An 18,593-nucleotide genomic window follows, 5' to 3' on the forward strand; every position below is an offset into this window, starting at 1 on the left:
TCTGCCACCTACACTTTCTCTTTGATATTTTTGCCGAGGATCCCAGCTGGACGAACCAACAATATAATTATTAAAATGACATACACTAAAGCATCCTTGTAATCAGAAAAACCAAGCGCTGTCGCTGCTGTCTCCACTAAACCGATCACAAAGCCGCCTAAAGCTGCACCAGGAATGATCCCGATCCCGCCGAGAACCGCCGCAACAAAAGACTTCAGACCAGGAACGACCCCCATTGATGGATCAATGGAATTATAATACAAACCGATCAGCATCCCGCCAGCTGCAGCTAAAGCCGAGCCTAAGGCAAAGGTAAAGGAAATCGTTCGATTAACATTGATCCCCATCAAACGCGCTGCATCTGCATCAACACTTACTGCACGCATCGCTTTTCCCATACGGGTCTTTTTCACGATCAATTGCAAGAGAATCATTAAGGTAACCGAAACAGCCAAAATCAATAACTGGACATTACTTACTTGAACAAACCCGATGGAATAGGTTTTTCGTTCGATTGCTTGCGGAAACGGGCGCACATTGGCAGAAAAGAAAAAAATCATGACATTTTGCAAAAAATAAGAAACCCCGATTGCCGTAATCAATGCCGAAATTCGCGTGGAATTTCTCAAAGGACGATAGGCTAAAAATTCAATCGTTACCCCAAGTGCTGCACTGGCGATCATCGAAATGAATAACGCTGGGAAAAAGCCCAATTGCCATTGATTGATCAAAAAGTAACCGATAAAACTACCAATCATATAAACTTCTCCGTGGGCGAAGTTGATCAGCTTGATGATGCCATACACCATCGTATAACCCAACGCTAACAAGGCGTAGATACTGCCTAGAAACAAGCCGTTGATCAATTGTTGGATCATCATTTCCATATACTCACTTCCAATATCATTTATTATGGTTCTTCTCATTAGAGAAAAGAAACTGAGACAAACACATCAGGTCTGTCCCAGTTTTCACTGCCAAACAACTACAGGTTTTTAAGGTTCCACAGTGTCTGCTGAGGTTTCCTTCCCGTCAGTCAATCCTAAAACAACTGCTGATTTCTCAGGGTTATGATTTTCATCCATTGTGATTTCACCTGTCACGCCGACAAAGTCTTTCAGTTCAGACAAACCAGCTGCAATTGCCAATGAATCTGCTGAGTTTTGATCTTCGATTGCTTGTTTGATCATGTAAACTGCATCATAGGCTAACGCATTAAAAGCAGAAGGTTCTTTGCCATACTTTTCATTGAACGCTGCCACAAAGGGCTCAACTTTGTCGTTTGCTGGTGCTTTGGTAGAGAAGTGACCGGTATAGTAAACATTGCTGACATTTTCTGCACCAGCTGTTTGAACCATTTTTTCATCACCGAATCCATCGGCACCAATGATTGCTTGATCAATTCCTAATTCTCGCGCTTGCTTGATGATCAAACCAGCTTCTGTGTAGTAGCCTGGAATGAACAAGACATCGAAGTCGACATCTTTGATTCTTGTAAGAACTGCTTGGAAATCTTTGTCGCCTTCAGTAAAGTTATCTTCTAAGACAATTTCGCCTGGGTAACTTTCTTTAAATGCTTCCGTCAATCCAATTGCGTAATCACTTGAGTTGTCTCCCAAGATCACGGCTTTTGATGCATCCAAATTTTCAGCCGCATATTTCGCTAAGATCGTTCCTTGGAAGCTATCTTGGAAACAAGAACGGAAGGCAAATTCTTGCACTTTCCCACTAGTATAAGTAATCGCATCGTCAGTACCTGAAGGTGTAACCATTGGTACTTGTGCTCTGGTCACGTTAGGCAAAGCCGCTTTCGTAGCACCAGAAGTTGCTGGACCAATGATGGCTACAACTTTATCATTTGTAGCTAAGTTGGCTGCTACCGTTGCAGCTTCATTGTTATCTGATTTGTTATCTTTCGAAATAATTTCAATTTGTTTTCCAAGAATACCGCCGGCAGCATTGATTTCTTCTACTGCTAAGTCGATTCCTTCTTTTTCAGCCGTCCCATAAGCAGCTACGGCTCCTGACAACTCTAAGTTGGTTCCGATCTTGATGGTATCTCCCTCTTGTTTATTGCCACCTTCAGCAGCCCCGCTGCCATCCGTTGATCCACCTGTTGGTCCAGCGCTACATGCTGTCAACAAAAACAAACTCGCAAACAAAAACGCAAATTTCTTTTTCATAATTTTCCTCTCCTTCACTTCCCCTGAATATGTTATCCAATATACTGAAAAATCTGGAAAATGTCAACGAATTATCAGAATATTTCACCTATTCAGAATTTATTTTTTTTACTAGGAAAAAATAGTGTTTTTAAAACACTGTTCCATCAATAATGGAATCGCTTTTCATTTTTTTGAACAAAAAGAAAAGCAAGCAAAGTTTTTTTTCCTTTGCTTACTTTTTGATCGTTTCGAATTGCTTCATTTTTTGTCAAAAGGACGTTTGAAAACATTACATCAAGATGTTAGCGGCTATTTCGTGGATACAATGCTTGAAAATTGGCTGCCGCCCCAACTAGATTGGCATCGTTGCGATAGTCACATAGCTTGATCAGTGGGACAAAATCATTTAAAGCTTGATCTGCCAACATTTTTTTCAACCGTTGATTCACTTCTTCTAACAAGCCATTTTTGGCACTGACACCGCCACCGATAATGATCACTTCAGGATCAAAAGCAAATTGAATACTGAATAGTCCTTGCGCTAAATAGCGGTAAAATTTATTGACTTCCTCGATCGCAATGGCATCCCCATCTTCTGCACGTTGAAAGACCTCTTCGCCGGTAATTGTGGTTCGATCTACACCAATTCGATCACAATAACGCCAAGCCATCTGAACCGCTGTCCCTAGTTGCGAAAATGTTTTGCCTTGATCCAAAATCATCAACCCAAATTCACCGCCGTATAAATGTGCCCCACGGACTAGCTCACCATTTTGAAACAGGGTACCGCCAACGCCTGTTCCGATCACAACGAAAGCTGCTTGCTGATACTCTTTGCCCGCTCCTTGATAGAATTCAGCCATCCCAGCGCAATTGGCATCATTTTCGATGGTTACTGGTACCCCAAACACTCCTTCGAGTTCAGAGTAGATGTCAAACCCATGGATATAAGGAATCGCACTGATACCGTCGATTCGACGTTCTTGGGCATTGACTGCACCTGGAGCACTGATCCCGACCCCTTCGATCTCTTCGTTTACGCTTGCTCTTACTTGCTGCAACTGGGCTTTCATTTCTTGCCACGTGCTTGGTGTAGTAAATTTGCCTTTACTCACCAAAGAATCCTGTGCCCAGACGCCATATTTTACTGCTGAACCACCCATATCAAAGACTAAAATCGCCATTTTTTTCCCTCAATCCTTTATTATTCTGATACTATCTATTTTACCGTAAGTCCCTGCTTGAAGAAAGCGATTTCCGAGAACAATAAAAAAAACAGCCTAAAATCGCCATAGACTGTCTCTATGGGATTAGAGCTGCTTTTCCAAAATAACTTGATCGATCAACTGCTGCCCATTTTCGAAAATCGGTTCAGCATAGTGAGTGGTGAAATAATTATCCATCCGGTCTTTTTCAACATAGCCTTGCGTTTGGTACAAAGTCAGGGCTGCAGAGGGCAGACTACCAGTTTTGATCACTACAATCGGCCGTTTTGCCCCAAGGTGTTGACTGAGGATTGCTTCTTCGGCAGCTTGCAGCAATTGACGACCAATGCCCATTCCTTGCTTTTCTGGAGAAACGGCCACATTCATAATCTCCCAATTGTTGCCTTGATTTTGATAAACTAGCACACCAATCATTTCTCCAGCTTCTTCATAAACAAGTGTTTGGCTATTATATAGATAGCTTTCTACGACTGCTTTTTCAGGATCTGCATCCAGCAGCAACGCCCAAGGATACGCTTCATTAGAGTCGATTGGACGAATCATGGCTTTTTGGCTCCTTTTTTACATTTTTGTTGATTCCTTTTAACTTTTCCGATAACGGTACGTTGGTTTGACTTTGTCTTGCGTATTTCGTTTTAAAGTAAACGTCTGGGGTACGTAATCTATACCGCCTTTTACAAAGGGATGGCAGCGTAAGATACGAGCTACCCCCATCAAACCTCCTTTGGCTGCGCCATGGACTTGGATCGCTTGGATCATGTATCCTGAGCAAGTCGGATAATAACGACAGCTAGGAGGAAATAATGGGGAAATAAAACGTTGATAGAAACGAACAAAGCCAATCAAAAGTTTACTCATTTCTTGCCAACCTTTCTTTTTATGATCACGATTCAGTGAAGATAGATAGAAAAAACTAGGACTCAGCACGAGGCATAAGTCCTAGTTTGGGGTTACTTCATAAACTCAAAGATATGATTCCAAAGACTTGGAGAGAAGACTTTAAAAGGACTACCGTCGCCAATCACCCCATAGCCAATCATCGTTCCGGCTAAGAACAATAAAATAGCTAATAATATGACGATTAGAATTTTTATCAAGCTAGTTAGAATGTAACGGTTCAACTTCACTTTATTCTCTCCTACTCCTACTATGCGTTTACTGGTACGGTTTCTTCAACTGCTTCAGAAACTCGTTCCACAGAAGCACCTAATTGCTGCAATTTTTCATGGAATTTGTAATAGCCACGATCCAAATATTTTAGATTGCGGACACGTGTCCGACCAGTTGAACGTAGACCTAATAAAATTAACGCTGCTGCTGCACGTAAATCCGTTGCATAGACCAGCGCACCTTGCAATTCATGGCCGCCTTCGATCACTGCTACGTTGCCGTCTATTTTGACATGAGCATTCATCCGACGCATTTCTTCTAAATGTTGGAAACGGTTCTCAAATACAGTTTCGTTCACAACACTCGTTCCAGCTGCTAAAAGTTGAATAGCAGACATTTGCGCTTGCATGTCCGTAGGAAAACCTGGATGAGGCATTGTTTTCACATCTGTTGCCTTCAATTGTTCAGGTCCAACGACACGAATCCCTTCAGCTACTTCAGTCACTTCTGCGCCCATTTCGATCAATTTTGAGATCAATGGACGATTGTGTTCTGAGATCGCATCTTTAATAATGACGTCTCCTTGGGTCATCGCTGCTGCAACCATAAAGGTTCCTGCTTCGATACGGTCTTGGACGATCGAATGTTCCACCGCATGAAGGTGATCGACCCCTTCGATACGCATCGTTTCGGTTCCTGCACCAAAGACTTTGGCACCCATTTTGTTTAAAATGTTTGCTAAATCGACGATTTCAGGTTCACGAGCGACGTTTTCAATGATGGTGATACCTTTAGCTTTTACGGCAGCCATCATGATATTTTGCGTTGCGCCGACACTTGGGAAATCCAAGTAAATGCTATTGCCTTTTAACTCATCGGCGATCGCTTCTATGTATCCATCTTTTTGGATGATTTGAGCGCCTAGTGCTTGAAATCCCTTCAAATGCAAATCAATTGGTCGTTTGCCGATTGCACAGCCGCCAGGCATTGCCACTTTGGCATGACCATTACGGGCTAACAAAGGCCCCATGACTACGATTGAAGCGCGCATTTGGCTTACATACTCATAAGGTGCTTCGATCGCTAACTCTTGTGATGCATCGATCGTCATCGTATTGTTTTCTTCTTCAAAATCGATTGCGACATTTAAATGCCGAATCACTTCTTTCATTGTTAATACATCGGAAAGGATCGGTACATTTGTTAATGTCGTTGTTCCTTCTTCCGCTAATAAGCTTGCCGCTAAGATAGGTAGAACAGCATTTTTTGCCCCTTCGATCTTCACTGTTCCAGTTAATCGATTACCACCTTGAACGATCATCTCTTCCATTTATGTTCCCTCCAAATAATGCAGTGACTCACACAAATCTTGCCAATTATAGCATAATATTCGGTGTTTTTGCATATATTAATGAAATTCTTAAAAACCTGTTAAAAATAAATTACGACATAACGCAATCAACTCAAGGAAAAAAGTACTGGCGGTGTAGCCTAATGCAATCGCAAGAAACACCATGACCATTCGTATCTGAGTCGTTCGTAAGGCTTTAAAAAAAGCATCGATCCGCACAGATTGCAATGCCCAAAATGCTAAATAGATGAACGCTAAATGACTCACGATTCGAATGATTGCATCAATTCCATACACTTGCATACTTCCTGCTCCTTTTTCATAATTGAACATTCCTATCATACCACAAAGATGTCAAGATAAAAAATAATCTTTCTTGAAACCTTCATGAAAAGACTTTAAAAAGTTTTTAAAACGTTTTCTCGAATAAAAAAAAACAAAGGCAAGATGCCCTTGTTTTTTTAGGAATGTTTTGACACGTTGATTCGATTAATGGCGCGGTGCAAAGCAACCGTTGCGCGACGAAGCTGGTCGATATCTTCGACTTGTTTGGCCTCTTCGATTTGACGTTCTGCACGTTGTTTTGCTCTTTCTGCCCGTGAAACGTCGATATCACGATCACGTTCCGCACTATCGGCTACGATGGAGACAACATTGTCCCGCACTTCAAGGATACCGCCATTGACGGCGACCCAGTCGACGTGAGTATCTGAATCGATCCGTTTGACCCGGACTTCATCAATCGTCAAAGGAACGATGATTGGGGCATGATGCGGCAAAATACCGATCTCACCATCTGTCGTACGTGCAACCACGATTTTCGCGTGATGATCGTAAACCAAACCAGCAGGTGTCACCACATTGACTGTTAAAAATTGATCCATGAGGTTCCCCTCTTTCTTCAAGGCTGGTTAATTAATAGCCAATTTTTTTCGCTTTTTCAATGACGTCTTCAATTCGTCCTACACTACGGAAGGCTTCTTCTGGAAGATCATCATATTTTCCTTCAAGAATCTCAGCAAAGCCTTTGATCGTTTCTTCAACTGGTACATAAGAACCAGGTTGTCCAGTAAACTGTTCCGCTACGTGGAAGTTTTGCGACAAGAAGAATTGGATCCGACGCGCACGAGCCACTAACGTTTTTTCTTCATCAGACAACTCATCCATCCCTAAGATAGCGATGATGTCTTGTAGTTCGCGATAACGTTGCAACGCATGCTGTACTTCAGTCGCTACTTCATAGTGTTTTTCACCAACGATTTCAGGTGCTAACGCACTAGAAGAAGAAGCTAGCGGATCAACAGCTGGATAGATCCCTTGTTCAGTCAATTTACGTTCCAAGTTGGTTGTTGCATCCAAATGGGCAAAAGCAGTCGCTGGTGCCGGGTCCGTGTAGTCATCGGCAGGAACATAGATTGCTTGAATAGAAGTAACCGATCCTTTTTTTGTTGAAGTGATCCGTTCTTGCAATTGTCCCATTTCGGTTGCTAGTGTCGGTTGATATCCAACGGCAGAAGGCATCCGACCTAGTAAGGCAGATACTTCAGAACCAGCTTGAGTAAATCGGAAGATATTATCGATAAACAAGAGCACGTCTTGTCCTTCTACATCGCGGAAGTACTCCGCTAAGGTCAACCCAGTCAAGGCAACCCGCATCCGGGCACCTGGTGGTTCGTTCATTTGTCCAAACACCATGGCTGTTTTTTCGATAACGCCAGATTCTTTCATTTCATTATAAAGGTCGTTTCCTTCACGTGTCCGTTCACCAACACCTGTGAAGACAGAGATCCCCCCATGCTCTTGAGCAATGTTGTGGATCAGTTCTTGGATCAAGACAGTTTTACCAACACCGGCACCACCGAAAAGACCAACTTTCCCCCCTTTTAAATAAGGGGCTAATAAGTCGATAACTTTGATCCCAGTCTCAAGGATCTCGGTACTTGTTGACAATTCATCAAAGTCAGGAGCTTTTTTGTGGATCCCACTGCGGGGTGCTTCTTCAGGAAACGGTGCTTCTAAATCGATGGTGTCCCCTAAGACATTAAACACCCGTCCTAAGGTTTCTGTCCCAACTGGAACAGAAATGGAGGCGCCTGTATCGATTACTTCCATTCCTCGTTGTAAGCCATCTGTTGATTCCATGGCAATCGTACGGATAACGCCGTCGCCAAGTTCTAAGGCAGCTTCTAACACAACTTTTGTTTTCTGCTCATCTTTTTTGTAAACAATCAACGCATTGTTGATATCTGGTAATGATTGGTCTAGAGAGAATTCCACGTCAACAACGGGACCAATGACTTGAACAATCTTGCCTGAACTCATTCGTATTCCTCCATTCGTTCTTGAAACTATTCTAACGCGGATGCCCCCGCCACAATTTCAGTAATTTCTTGGGTGATCGCTCCTTGGCGCGCTCGGTTATAAGAGATCGTCAAGTCCCCAATAATATTTTTGGCATTATCTGTTGCTGTTTTCATCGCTGTCATTCCGGCAGCATGCTCGGCTGTTTTTGCGTCAACAATCGCACCATAAATCAAGCTTTCAGCGTATTGAGGCAGTAATTGATTCAAAATTGCTTCTCTGGAAGGTTCAAACAAGTATTCTTGTTCATAACTTTCGGCTTCTTCAGGATCTAGATCGGAAATCGGCAACATTTTCTCCACACGAAATTGGCTAGTCAATGAGTTGATGTGATGGTTATAACACACATATAATTCATCGAAGACTTCGTTTTGGTACATCGTTGTCGCCAATGTTACGATTTTTCGCACCTCGTCAAAGCTTGGTTGATCCGAAAGGTTTCTTAGCTCGTACGCCAAATTGATGCCCCGTGCTTTGAAAAAGTCAGCGCCAGTTGCACCAATGGCAATCATGACATACTCTTCTTCTTTTGCATGGTCTTCATCCAGCATGGTCATCATTTGCTTCAAGATGGAACTATTGTAGCCGCCCACTAGACCGCCATCAGAAGTGATGACGATGTAGCCTGTGCGTTTGACCGGACGACTAACCAACATACTGTTATAGTTCACACCATCTTTAGGACCAGAACCTGCAAGATCGGAAAGCTGCTGCGCAGTTAAATGCGTAACGATTTCACGTACTTTGTTGGCATACACTTGAAACTGTTTCGAATGAGCTTCAGATTTTGTTAATTTTGCAGCTGAAACCATTTGCATGGCCTTTGTGATTTGGCTGGTTTTTTTTGTTGAGGCAATTCGTTGCTTGATTTCATTTAATGAAGCAGCCATTTTCTCTCACCTCTTTTTATGCGTTTTGCATTGTCGATATTTTATCTTGGGGTGTCACCCGAGAACCGTTGGATGCCATGAAAATATCTTTGAATGCTTTAATGGTGTCATCTAACAAGCTTTCTTCTGGCAAGTCTTTCGTTGTCCGAATGGTTTCAAAAATCGTCGCTGCATTTGCTTCGATATATTCAAATAATTCTGCTTCAAAGTCCAATAGTTTATTGACTGGTACACTATCAATGAATCCATGTGTCAAGGCATAAAGAATCACGACTTGTTTTTCTACTGCCAGTGGTTCATGCAGTTTTTGCTTCAAGATTTCAACGGTTCGACGACCGCGGTTTAATTTGGCTTGTGTTGCAGCATCTAGATCAGACCCAAACTGCGTAAAGGCCTCTAGTTCGCGATAGCTAGCCAAGTCCAAACGCAAGGTACCGGCAACTTTTTTCATTGCTTTGATCTGCGCAGAACCACCAACCCGTGAAACGGATAATCCAGCCGCTACGGCAGGACGAACACCAGAATAGAAAAGGTCGTTTTCTAAGAAAATTTGTCCATCTGTGATAGAAATCACGTTGGTTGGGATATAGGCTGAAATATCCCCTGCTTGTGTTTCAACAAACGGCAATGCCGTCATCGATCCACCACCTAGTTCATCACTTAATTTCGCTGCACGTTCCAATAAACGAGAATGCAAGTAGAAGACATCCCCTGGGTATGCTTCACGACCTGGCGGACGACGTAGAAGTAGAGAAAGTTCACGATAAGCGACCGCTTGTTTTGATAAGTCATCAAAGACGATCAAAACATGTTTGCCGTTATACATGAATTCTTCCCCCATCGCAGCCCCCGCATAAGGTGCGATATAAAGCAGTGGTGCTGGTTGTGAAGCACCTGCTGAGACCACGATCGTGTAATCAAGGGCCCCGTAACGACGCAATGTTTCCACTTGTGCACGAACAGTTGAATCTTTTTGGCCAATTGCGACATAAATACAGATCATGTCTTGCCCTTTTTGGTTGATGATCGCATCAATAGCGATCGTTGTTTTCCCGGTTTTCCGGTCACCGATGACTAATTCCCGTTGGCCACGACCGATTGGTACTAAAGCATCAATAGCTTTCAACCCTGTTTGCATTGGTTCCGAAACGGATTTCCGTTGCATAACACCTGGTGCAGCTGCTTCGACTGGGCGTGATTTATTTGTTTCGATCGGACCTAAACCATCGATTGGTTGCCCTAATGGATTTACTACCCGGCCAATTAATGCATCGCCGACAGGAACTTCCATGATTTTACCAGTTCGTTTTACTTTGTCCCCTTCACGAATGGTTTCAAAATCACCTAGGATGATGATTCCGACATCGTTTGACTCTAAGTTTTGTGCCATCCCATAAGAACCGTTTGAAAACTCAAGCAGTTCTCCACTCATGGCATTTTCTAAACCGTGGGCGCGGGCGATCCCGTCCCCAACATATGTGACAGTACCGATTTCTTCTACAGAAAGTTCGTTCTGATAATTTTTAATTTGCTCTTTGATCAAGGCACTAATTTCTTCTGCTTTGATGGCCATCCGATTCACCTCTTATCTCTTGTTTATCTGCCGATTTTTTGTCGCAGATAATCCAGTTGGCTCTTAATACTACCGTCGATCACTTGATGATTTGCTTCAACGATGACACCGCCTAAAATCGTTGGATCGATCGTTTCTTTCAATTGTGCCTGCTTGTACCCAAGCTTATCGGCGATTTGCTTTTCGATTTTGCTTTTTTGTTCTGCTGACAAAGCAACAGCCGTTGTGATCGTTCCGAGAACAAGACCTTGATATTCATCGTAACGACGTTCGTATTCATCAATGATCAGCAATAAATCATCCATGCGATCATATTCATAAACGATCTCCAAGAAATTTCTGACTAAACCTTCAAAGCCCTTCAGCAATTGATCGACTAATTGTCTTTTCTCATGAAGATCCAAACGGTTATCGGTCACGATTTGGCCGAATGTTGGAATTTCCTGATAAATCTGACGCAAGGTCAATAATTCTTGGTAAACTTCTGTCAAGCGCTGTTCTTCCATCGCCAATTCGAACAACGCTTTTCCATAACGTTTTCCCACTGTGAATTTATCGAGTTTCATTAACTGAACCCAATCCTTCGATATATTGATTGATTAGGGATTCATGATTTTCGGGAGTCAATTCGCGGCCTAAGATTTTTTCTGCGATTTGAAGCGAAAGTTCTGCAACATCATCTTTCACTTCTTTTAACGCAGTTTCTTTTTCAAGGGTGATATCTGAGTTTGCTTTTTCTTTCAAACGAGCCACTTCTTCTTTGGTCTCGCTCAAAATATTTTGTCGACTCAATTCCCCGCTATCTTTGGCGCTCTTGATGATCTCCGCAGCTTCAGAATGAGAACGTGCCAATTTTTCTTGGCGTTCTTTTTCTAATTTTGCTGCATTCAAGCGTGATTGTTCCGCTGAATCCAAATCATTGGCGATTTTATCTTCCCGTTTTTGCATCATGCTGCTGATGGCATCCCATGCAAAATGTTTCAATAAGAATAGCAAAAGAAGAATTGATCCGCTGACAACGATAATATTGCCAAGCATTGGATTTTGAACTTCCGCTATAACCAACTGATTTAGCATAACGATTCTTCCTTTCTGAAAGTCATTGTTTCATTAGAAAAAAGCAAAAACGAGTGCAATTGTTCGTTTCTGCCTTTTCGTGCTTGTCTTATCGGAAGACTAATAACAGCGCGATAACTACCCCTAGAATCGGTACAGCTTCGACTAACGCTACCCCGATAAACATTGTTGAACGTAGTTGACCTGACATTTCAGGTTGGCGTGCCATTGATTCGATCGTTTTTGCGATTACTTGTCCGTTACCATACCCTGCACCAATTGCTGCTCCGATAATTGCTAATCCTGCTCCAATAAAGTTCATTCTTTTTTCCTCCTAATTGTATGTCGATTCGATTAATGTTCTGCCACGATTTTGTGGCTCATAAATACCATGGTCAATGTAACAAATACATAAGCTTGGATCGCTCCAATAAAGAGCGAGAAGCCAATCCAGATCATTTCTAGCGGCATCACGATCGGCAATGACCACCAACCAAGACTAATAAACATGTTGGCAATCAATCCTAATAACACTTCACCAGCGAATATATTTCCATATAAACGCAAGCCTAACGTGATGACATTCGTAAATTCTTCGATGATTTTTAGCGGCAATAAAAAGCCCACCGGTTTCAGATACGAATTGATCAAGTAATTTTTGAAGCCCAACGACTTGATCCCAAAGAAATGTGTCAAGGAAATAACCATAAGTGCAAGTGTCAATGTAACAAACGGGTCTGCTGTCGGACTTTTCCATAAGGTAATGTCATCTGTCGTCACGATTTTTGTGACTAAGCCGATCTCATTTGCCACAAACACAAAAAGAAACATTGTTACACCGAGCAAATGAAAGTTGTTCACTTGAGATCCTGGTAGATTGTCCGCCACGATGCCACGAACAAAGTCAATGACCCATTCAATGAAGTTCTGCTTCCCTTTCGGTTTCATTTGCAGGTTACGTGTACAAATAAAGACCACCAAAAAAACAATAATACAAGAAATGATTGTCATCATAGCTACAGTTCCATCAAACCATATAGGACCGATATGAAACATAAGCGATTTATCTTCCAATCTTTCTCACCTCTTTTCCTGTCATCTCCAGAAAAAAATCTGGTGTTACAATGCGTTTCCTCTCATAACAATCGGTATCATACCACCACGAATGGAAAATTTCAAAGCATTTTCAAGAAAATTAGACAAAAAACTCACAATGCCAAAAATCCTAAATTAAATGAAAAATCCCCGTGTCGCTATGTGGAAGAAAAAGCCTGTTATATCAACAGCTTTCCCTTAAATGCTACCAAATTTAGCGTGATTTTCAAAGCAATAACCTCTATCGGATTCTAAAAGAAGTTCTTAGAAAATTAGAAATTTCTAAGAACTCGGTCAATTTGTCTTTCTTGATCTTTGCGTTTCAAGGATTCCCGCTTGTCATATTCGCGTTTTCCTTTCGCTAAACCAATCAAAACTTTGGCATAACCATCCTTGATATACACCTTTAACGGAACGATCGTCATACCGGTATTTTTTGTTTCGCCAATCAGACGAGCGATCTGCTTTTTGTGTAGCAACAGTTTTCTCGTCCGCAATGGATCGTGATTAAAAATGTTTCCTTGCTCGTAAGGACTGATATGCACATTCACTAAGAATGCCTCACCGTTACGAATGCGTACAAAGCCGTCTTTCAAATTGATCCGACTGTTACGGATCGCTTTGATCTCTGTTCCCTGTAAGACGATCCCCGCTTCGATCGTATCGAGGATCGTGTAATCATGGCGGGCCTTTTTGTTTTGGGCGATTAATTTCCCTTCTCCTTTAGGCACGGGCCATCCCTCCAATTATTTTTTCTTGATTCCTTTGTAAAAAGGTTTTTTCTTTTTCACTTTGCCAGCTTTTTTCGGCTTGCCTTTGCCTGATTGCTCAAAGCGTTTCCCTTGGTTTTTCTCAGGGTTTCGTTGTTTTTTTCCACGGCGGCTAGCTTCATTTTTTTGATTGTTGTTACGTTTGTTGGCTTTTGGTGCTTGCAGTTTTTCAACTTCTTCTGCTGCTACCAGTTCGAAATCGATCTCTCTTGTTTCTGGATCAGCCTTTACGACTTTGATGCGAACTTTCTGACCAATTTTAAAGGTCAGGCCTGTCCGTTCACCCACAAGTGCCAGATGGTTTTCCAAATAATGGAAGTAATCTTGCTTCAGATTATTGATATGGATCAACCCTTCAATCGTGTTAGGCAGTTCAATAAACAAGCCAAACTTAACGACGGAACTGATGATACCGTCAAACTCTTCTCCTACTTTATCGGCCATATACTCAGCTTTTTTAAGCGCATCGACTTCTCTTTCTGCATCGACTGCTCGTCGTTCCATCTGGGAGCTGTGCATGGCGATGTCAGGCAAGATTTCCGCCCATTTGTTTTGGTTGGCTTCAGAGACATCTTCACTGTAAGAACGAATCAAGCGGTGTACGATCAAGTCGGGGTAACGACGGATCGGTGATGTAAAGTGGGTATAATCTTCCGCTGCCAAACCATAGTGGCCGACGTTTTCTTCTGAATACTTCGCTTGCTGCATACTTCTTAGCAGCATTGTATTGACAACCATTGCCTCTGGCTTATCTGCGACATCTTCAACCACTTTTTGCAATTGTTTTGGTGAGATCGAGCCATTGGTCTGCTTGACTACGATCCCTAAAGCAGATGCAAAATCAAAGAAGCGGCGCATTTTCTCTTCTTTTGGTTCCTCATGGATCCGGTAAATAAATGGTAAATGCTTCTGATTGAAATGACGCGCCACGGTTTCATTGGCTGCCAACATGAATGATTCGATCAATCGTTCGCCGACGCCCCGTGCTCGTAGAACGATTTCTTGCGGGTGTCCTTCTCCATCGACCAAGACTTTTGCTTCTCGGTCTTCAAAAGAAACTGCCCCACGTTTGATGCGCATCGCTTCTAACACGTGATGCAAGGCGGCCATATCATGGAACATCGGTACTAATTCCGCATATTCTTTGGTGGTTTCTGGATCATTGTCTTCAATGATTTGATTGACTGCTTGATACGTCATACGGGCACTTGTTTGAATAATACTTTGGAAAATATTGTAATCTGTGACGATCCCCTCTTGGTTGATCCACATTTCACAGCTCATAGTCAACCTTGGGACATTCGGATTCAACGAACAGATCCCGTTTGATAAACGCTGTGGGATCATCGGAATCACACGATCCGTAAGATAGACACTCGTTCCCCGATCAAACGCTTCTTTATCCAATGCGCTGTTTTCGGTCACATAATAAGAAACATCGGCGATATGCACGCCCAAATAGAAGCTACCGTCAGGCAATGCTTTTACGGTCACCGCATCATCCAAATCTTTGGCATCCGCTCCATCGATTGTTACAATCTGTTGATCTCGTAAATCCCGCCGTTCCGGAAAGTCGGCAGGATCGATCGTATCTGGTACTGCATCTGCCGCTGCTAAGGTTTCTTCCTCGAATTTTGTTGGAATCCCGTTCGCCACGACGATCGATAATATATCCATTCCAGGATCGTTTTTATGTCCTACAACTTTCGTGATCAACCCCTCTAAGCTTTTCGAATAACCTTTTTCTGGGTAATGGCTGATTTCAACGATCACAATGCTCCCATCTACAGGTCGAATCCCTTGAGCACCAATAAACACCTTTAATTCACTTAGTTTTTTATCTTTAGGCTGAACAACGCCATATAGATCCGACTCTTCGATCTCTTTTTCATCAAATAATGTAAACTCGCCGACCAACTGACTGATGGCCCGTTGTTTGATCTCAACGACTTTCCCCTCTGCACCACGATCTGAGAAAGGATCCGCAACGTGCACGATGTCCACAGCAACGGTATCGCCGTCCATGGCATAGCCTGTTGCTTCTTTAGGGATATAAATATCGTCTTCTTCTTCATCCAACGTGACAAAGCCGAAGCCCCGCTCGTTGGCACGGAAGGTTCCTTCCACAAACACTCGTTTCATGGGTAATTTCACTTTGCCTTTTTTGTTAAAAATCACGCTGCCTTCTCGTTCCATCGCCGCTACTGTCTGGACAAGATTCTTAAAGTCTGTACTTTTTTGAAGTCCTAGACCTTCAGCAATTTCTTCCATTGAAAAACTTTTTTTGCGGCTTTCTTCGAGAAACTGAATAATTTTTGTTTTAATCGTTTCTGTCATAACTCACTCTTTCCAAGCAAGTGTTTCTAAGAAAGCAAACACATCCTGCTCTAATTTTTTCCGTTCTGGTCCAACGGTCACCACATGACCGCTTTCGGGATACCATTGAAGCGTATAGGGAACATGGGGCAGTGCCCCTGCTGTTTTGAAAACCGTCTGTGGATCGATCATTTGATCCTTTCCTGCTTGTGCTAGAAAGACTGGGCGCTCGATTTTCCCTAAATGCCCAGCTGTGGTTTGTCCGACTGTTTCGATCCCTTGCAGTTGCTCTCTGACCTTACGAGGGACTTCTGCCAATATTTCTTTTTGGGTCGCCTCGTCTAAATCAGCATAGGGTATGACCATTTCAGCATACTTTTCAAAATTGACTGGCACTTCATTCTTGGTTTCAAATAGTGGCGAACAAAACAGTCCGCCCCCCATCAATGTTGGATCTTGTGTCAAACGATCCATCGCTAAAATCCCGCCCATCGAAAGTCCAAGAACGGCAACTTCTTCATAGCCTTTTTCTCTTACATAAGTAACTGCATCTGCAGCATCCTGCTGCCAAACAGCCATCCCTTGATTTAAGATATCATCTGGATTGGGCGTACCATGTCCAGTAAACATCGGCGTATAAACCGTGTAGTCTTTTTGTTCTAACGAACGACAAAGCATACGCACATCGTTAGGACTACCTGAATAGGCATGGAACAAAATGACTGCTCGCTTGCCGTGTTCAGCAAAAACCGGTTTTGGTTGATTAAATGTTTTCATGTTTCCTTTCACCTCACGTCCAATTCTACCATAGTTAAGAAGAATACTTCGACAAATGCGATCAAAATCTTCCCCTTAAAAAGAAAAAAACCTCTCTTTACGAGAGGTTCGCTAGCAAAATGATTAGTTTGATGAAAGAAAAGCCAAAATAAAGAGCAAGACCATCCAAACAAACCCTAAAATGGCCGTTGAGCGCTGCATCACTGCTTCAAATCCACGGGCTTTTTGCTTACCAAACAATTGATCCGCACCGCCAGTAAAGGCACTAGCTGCACTATTTTGCTTGCTAGGCTGCATCATGATCGTAATGACCATTAAAATCGAAATAACAATTACAGCAGTTAATAAGATATTATACACGTTAGCTCCTCCTTGCTTGCTAAAGTCGTCCTTTCTATTTTAGCATTTTTCGCTAGAAATTACTACTCCCTTTTTGTCATTGCTCGTTGCGTGACGGTTTAAAAAAAAGACTGTCCTTTCTGACAGCCTTTTTCTCATAGATCGCTTTCGTTCAAATCAGCGAACGAGTACGTCATCATATTCTGGTTTTTCTTTGAACTCTTTGACCGCAAAGGAGCAGACAGGCATAATTTTTTTCTCTTCCCGTCGTGCTTTTTCAACAACTGCTTTGAGCAATTTTTGCGCCAATTGCTGTCCACGATAATCAGGGTTGACGAAGGTGTGATCAACTTCAAGTACATCATCTGGTGTTTCTTGCCATGTAATCTCACCAATTTCTGTATCTCCATCATATAAAGCAAAACGCTTGTTTTCTTCTTTTATTTCCATTGTTTTCGCCCTTTCTATCAGACAATGTCTGTTTTTTGTTTGATATTCTCAATAAATTGCAAAACGGTTGGCCAATATTCTGGGGCATCTTTAACTGCCTGTAAATGTCCCATATTGGGAAAAAGGACTTTTTGTTTCGGACCAGCCGTTGCTTCCATTAAAGTATTGATTTCTTTTTCAGAAAGAAACGTATCCTTTTCTCCTTGTAAAAACAGCACAGGTAAATGGTTGCTGCCGACTTGTCGGGTCACTGAGATTTGTAGGAAGGGGTAGCCGACTAAGTGTTTACTGTAACGATTGGCTAATCGCAAAAAGCGCTTGACGGGTAACCGAGAAAATTGTGGTAGACTTGCCCGAATGGCACTATAAACGGACGTATAACTGCTGTCTGAGATCAAACCCGCAACTTGCACCGGCATGACTTCTCCACTGGCCAGCAGCAAAGTCGCCGCTCCCATCCCTAAACCATAGAGGAAGATTTGGGTTTGTGGGTCTTTTTCCAAAATCTTATCGATCCACAAAAGCAGATCCATCCGATCTAGCCACCCTAAGCCGATCTCTTTGCCTTCACTACGGCCATGTCCACGCAAATCAGGAACTAAAACATTGTAACCCGCAGCCCAGAATTTCTCGGCCGCATCTTGACAGTCTGCTTGCCCATCACTGCGATACCCATGCAAGCAGATCACCCACGTTTTAGCACACTGATCAAAGACTTCTGCTCTCAGGATCAGATCATCGGTGGTCGTTACCGTACATTCCGAACCTTGTGACCAAAAAGCCGAACTGCTTTTCGCGATCCGCTCTTTGTATGGAATCCCCAGTTTCTTTCTGCCTTCTTTTTCATACCATTCATTGTTACGCATAATAATTGCCGAAACAAAATAGCGTACGCCCTTTTTCATCACAGACGTGCGATATACATAGTACACCAAAAAAATAAAAATTAGCAGTAGTAGCAATAGCCAAACCATAGGATCCCCCCTTCATTTTAGTTTACCATTTACACCGGTTTTCAGCCAAAGTTTTGTCGCAAGTCTTAAATAAGTCCTATACTTTTTTAAGAAAAAATCTTTGTACTGACTTCTAGCGAAGGAGCAGTACAAAGATTTGT

22 protein-coding genes are annotated in these 18,593 nt (G+C 42.5%); all 22 read right to left on the minus strand.

Annotated elements, in window-relative coordinates; translation table 11 throughout:
* Positions 1 to 8: 8 nt before the first annotated feature.
* The 22 genes from A5877_RS04550 to A5877_RS04655 all read right to left on the minus strand — a co-directional run bounded on the left by A5877_RS04550 (position 9) and on the right by A5877_RS04655 (position 18,453).
* A complete protein-coding gene (locus A5877_RS04550; protein WP_008380893.1) occupies positions 9 to 887 on the minus strand; it encodes a branched-chain amino acid ABC transporter permease in 879 nt (292 codons plus the stop codon).
* A 108-nt stretch (positions 888 to 995) separates the two neighbouring features.
* Positions 996 to 2,183, minus strand: coding sequence for an ABC transporter substrate-binding protein (locus A5877_RS04555; protein WP_008380891.1), 1,188 nt, complete (start codon positions 2,181 to 2,183; stop codon positions 996 to 998).
* A 284-nt stretch (positions 2,184 to 2,467) separates the two neighbouring features.
* Positions 2,468 to 3,349 (minus strand): ROK family protein, encoded by an 882-nt coding sequence (locus tag A5877_RS04560; protein ID WP_005234383.1) that lies wholly within the window; start codon positions 3,347 to 3,349, stop codon positions 2,468 to 2,470.
* Between the two features lie 126 nt (positions 3,350 to 3,475).
* On the minus strand, positions 3,476 to 3,934 hold the full coding sequence (locus tag A5877_RS04565) for an N-acetyltransferase (protein WP_016612593.1): 459 nt from the start codon (positions 3,932 to 3,934) through the stop codon (positions 3,476 to 3,478).
* 39 nt (positions 3,935 to 3,973) lie between these two features.
* Complete coding sequence (gene yidD / locus A5877_RS04570) at positions 3,974 to 4,249, minus strand: membrane protein insertion efficiency factor YidD (RefSeq protein ID WP_008380886.1); 276 nt, start codon at positions 4,247 to 4,249, stop codon at positions 3,974 to 3,976.
* A 92-nt stretch (positions 4,250 to 4,341) separates the two neighbouring features.
* A complete protein-coding gene (locus tag A5877_RS04575) occupies positions 4,342 to 4,518 on the minus strand; it encodes a DNA-directed RNA polymerase subunit beta (RefSeq protein ID WP_005228723.1) in 177 nt (58 codons plus the stop codon).
* A 20-nt stretch (positions 4,519 to 4,538) separates the two neighbouring features.
* Complete coding sequence (gene murA, locus A5877_RS04580) at positions 4,539 to 5,831, minus strand: UDP-N-acetylglucosamine 1-carboxyvinyltransferase (protein ID WP_008380882.1); 1,293 nt, start codon at positions 5,829 to 5,831, stop codon at positions 4,539 to 4,541.
* Positions 5,832 to 5,921: 90 nt separating this feature from the next.
* Positions 5,922 to 6,155, minus strand: a complete 234-nt coding sequence (locus tag A5877_RS04585; RefSeq protein ID WP_008380880.1) for a DUF1146 family protein — start codon at positions 6,153 to 6,155, stop codon at positions 5,922 to 5,924.
* A 158-nt stretch (positions 6,156 to 6,313) separates the two neighbouring features.
* Complete coding sequence (locus tag A5877_RS04590; protein WP_005228716.1) at positions 6,314 to 6,736, minus strand: F0F1 ATP synthase subunit epsilon; 423 nt, start codon at positions 6,734 to 6,736, stop codon at positions 6,314 to 6,316.
* A gap of 31 nt (positions 6,737 to 6,767) precedes the next feature.
* Complete coding sequence (gene atpD, locus A5877_RS04595; RefSeq protein WP_005234377.1) at positions 6,768 to 8,174, minus strand: F0F1 ATP synthase subunit beta; 1,407 nt, start codon at positions 8,172 to 8,174, stop codon at positions 6,768 to 6,770.
* A gap of 26 nt (positions 8,175 to 8,200) precedes the next feature.
* Positions 8,201 to 9,103 carry a F0F1 ATP synthase subunit gamma gene (locus tag A5877_RS04600; RefSeq protein ID WP_005228710.1) on the minus strand — a complete coding sequence of 301 codons (903 nt, stop codon included), beginning with the start codon at positions 9,101 to 9,103 and terminating at the stop codon, positions 8,201 to 8,203.
* Positions 9,104 to 9,119: 16 nt separating this feature from the next.
* A complete protein-coding gene (gene atpA, locus A5877_RS04605) occupies positions 9,120 to 10,676 on the minus strand; it encodes a F0F1 ATP synthase subunit alpha (RefSeq protein ID WP_086297759.1) in 1,557 nt (518 codons plus the stop codon).
* 23 nt (positions 10,677 to 10,699) lie between these two features.
* Positions 10,700 to 11,242 (minus strand): F0F1 ATP synthase subunit delta, encoded by a 543-nt coding sequence (locus A5877_RS04610; protein WP_005234375.1) that lies wholly within the window; start codon positions 11,240 to 11,242, stop codon positions 10,700 to 10,702.
* Positions 11,229 to 11,753, minus strand: a complete 525-nt coding sequence (atpF, locus tag A5877_RS04615) for a F0F1 ATP synthase subunit B (protein ID WP_005228706.1) — start codon at positions 11,751 to 11,753, stop codon at positions 11,229 to 11,231. The genes A5877_RS04610 and atpF overlap by 14 nt, the downstream gene beginning before the upstream one ends.
* A gap of 88 nt (positions 11,754 to 11,841) precedes the next feature.
* The gene (gene atpE / locus A5877_RS04620; RefSeq protein ID WP_005228705.1) at positions 11,842 to 12,054 is read right to left on the minus strand and encodes an ATP synthase F0 subunit C; all 213 of its coding nucleotides are present in this window, start codon (positions 12,052 to 12,054) and stop codon (positions 11,842 to 11,844) included.
* A gap of 32 nt (positions 12,055 to 12,086) precedes the next feature.
* On the minus strand, positions 12,087 to 12,806 hold the full coding sequence (atpB, locus tag A5877_RS04625; protein ID WP_008380872.1) for a F0F1 ATP synthase subunit A: 720 nt from the start codon (positions 12,804 to 12,806) through the stop codon (positions 12,087 to 12,089).
* Between the two features lie 293 nt (positions 12,807 to 13,099).
* Positions 13,100 to 13,558, minus strand: coding sequence for an SsrA-binding protein SmpB (gene smpB / locus A5877_RS04630; RefSeq protein WP_008380870.1), 459 nt, complete (start codon positions 13,556 to 13,558; stop codon positions 13,100 to 13,102).
* Between the two features lie 15 nt (positions 13,559 to 13,573).
* Entirely contained in the window at positions 13,574 to 15,934 is a 2,361-nt protein-coding gene (gene rnr, locus A5877_RS04635) for a ribonuclease R (RefSeq protein WP_008380868.1), read from the minus strand.
* 3 nt (positions 15,935 to 15,937) lie between these two features.
* Entirely contained in the window at positions 15,938 to 16,690 is a 753-nt protein-coding gene (locus A5877_RS04640) for a carboxylesterase (protein ID WP_086316461.1), read from the minus strand.
* 123 nt (positions 16,691 to 16,813) lie between these two features.
* On the minus strand, positions 16,814 to 17,050 hold the full coding sequence (secG, locus tag A5877_RS04645; protein ID WP_005228700.1) for a preprotein translocase subunit SecG: 237 nt from the start codon (positions 17,048 to 17,050) through the stop codon (positions 16,814 to 16,816).
* Positions 17,051 to 17,206: 156 nt separating this feature from the next.
* Positions 17,207 to 17,479, minus strand: a complete 273-nt coding sequence (locus A5877_RS04650; protein WP_086316462.1) for a GNAT family N-acetyltransferase — start codon at positions 17,477 to 17,479, stop codon at positions 17,207 to 17,209.
* A gap of 17 nt (positions 17,480 to 17,496) precedes the next feature.
* Positions 17,497 to 18,453, minus strand: a complete 957-nt coding sequence (locus A5877_RS04655; RefSeq protein ID WP_005234368.1) for an alpha/beta hydrolase — start codon at positions 18,451 to 18,453, stop codon at positions 17,497 to 17,499.
* Positions 18,454 to 18,593: the final 140 nt, after the last annotated feature.

This window comes from Enterococcus sp. 3C7_DIV0644, assembly GCF_002141235.1.
Lineage (GTDB): Bacteria > Bacillota > Bacilli > Lactobacillales > Enterococcaceae > Enterococcus_D > Enterococcus_D entomosocium.

Bases quoted from the DNA above. Each gene is read 5' to 3' on its own strand.
- A5877_RS04650 (WP_086316462.1), bottom strand. From the start codon at position 17,479: ATGGAAATAAAAGAAGAAAACAAGCGTTTTGCTTTATATGATGGAGAT.
- atpF (WP_005228706.1), bottom strand. From the start codon at position 11,753: ATGCTAAATCAGTTGGTTATAGCGGAAGTTCAAAATCCAATGCTTGGC.
- A5877_RS04550 (WP_008380893.1), bottom strand. From the start codon at position 887: ATGGAAATGATGATCCAACAATTGATCAACGGCTTGTTTCTAGGCAGT.
- atpE (WP_005228705.1), bottom strand. From the start codon at position 12,054: ATGAACTTTATTGGAGCAGGATTAGCAATTATCGGAGCAGCAATTGGT.
- A5877_RS04565 (WP_016612593.1), bottom strand. From the start codon at position 3,934: ATGATTCGTCCAATCGACTCTAATGAAGCGTATCCTTGGGCGTTGCTG.
- atpD (WP_005234377.1), bottom strand. From the start codon at position 8,174: ATGAGTTCAGGCAAGATTGTTCAAGTCATTGGTCCCGTTGTTGACGTG.
- A5877_RS04585 (WP_008380880.1), bottom strand. From the start codon at position 6,155: ATGCAAGTGTATGGAATTGATGCAATCATTCGAATCGTGAGTCATTTA.
- A5877_RS04600 (WP_005228710.1), bottom strand. From the start codon at position 9,103: ATGGCTGCTTCATTAAATGAAATCAAGCAACGAATTGCCTCAACAAAA.
- murA (WP_008380882.1), bottom strand. From the start codon at position 5,831: ATGGAAGAGATGATCGTTCAAGGTGGTAATCGATTAACTGGAACAGTG.
- A5877_RS04640 (WP_086316461.1), bottom strand. From the start codon at position 16,690: ATGAAAACATTTAATCAACCAAAACCGGTTTTTGCTGAACACGGCAAG.
- rnr (WP_008380868.1), bottom strand. From the start codon at position 15,934: ATGACAGAAACGATTAAAACAAAAATTATTCAGTTTCTCGAAGAAAGC.
- A5877_RS04590 (WP_005228716.1), bottom strand. From the start codon at position 6,736: ATGGATCAATTTTTAACAGTCAATGTGGTGACACCTGCTGGTTTGGTT.
- yidD (WP_008380886.1), bottom strand. From the start codon at position 4,249: ATGAGTAAACTTTTGATTGGCTTTGTTCGTTTCTATCAACGTTTTATT.
- A5877_RS04555 (WP_008380891.1), bottom strand. From the start codon at position 2,183: ATGAAAAAGAAATTTGCGTTTTTGTTTGCGAGTTTGTTTTTGTTGACA.
- A5877_RS04560 (WP_005234383.1), bottom strand. From the start codon at position 3,349: ATGGCGATTTTAGTCTTTGATATGGGTGGTTCAGCAGTAAAATATGGC.
- A5877_RS04655 (WP_005234368.1), bottom strand. From the start codon at position 18,453: ATGGTTTGGCTATTGCTACTACTGCTAATTTTTATTTTTTTGGTGTAC.
- atpA (WP_086297759.1), bottom strand. From the start codon at position 10,676: ATGGCCATCAAAGCAGAAGAAATTAGTGCCTTGATCAAAGAGCAAATT.
- A5877_RS04610 (WP_005234375.1), bottom strand. From the start codon at position 11,242: ATGAAACTCGATAAATTCACAGTGGGAAAACGTTATGGAAAAGCGTTG.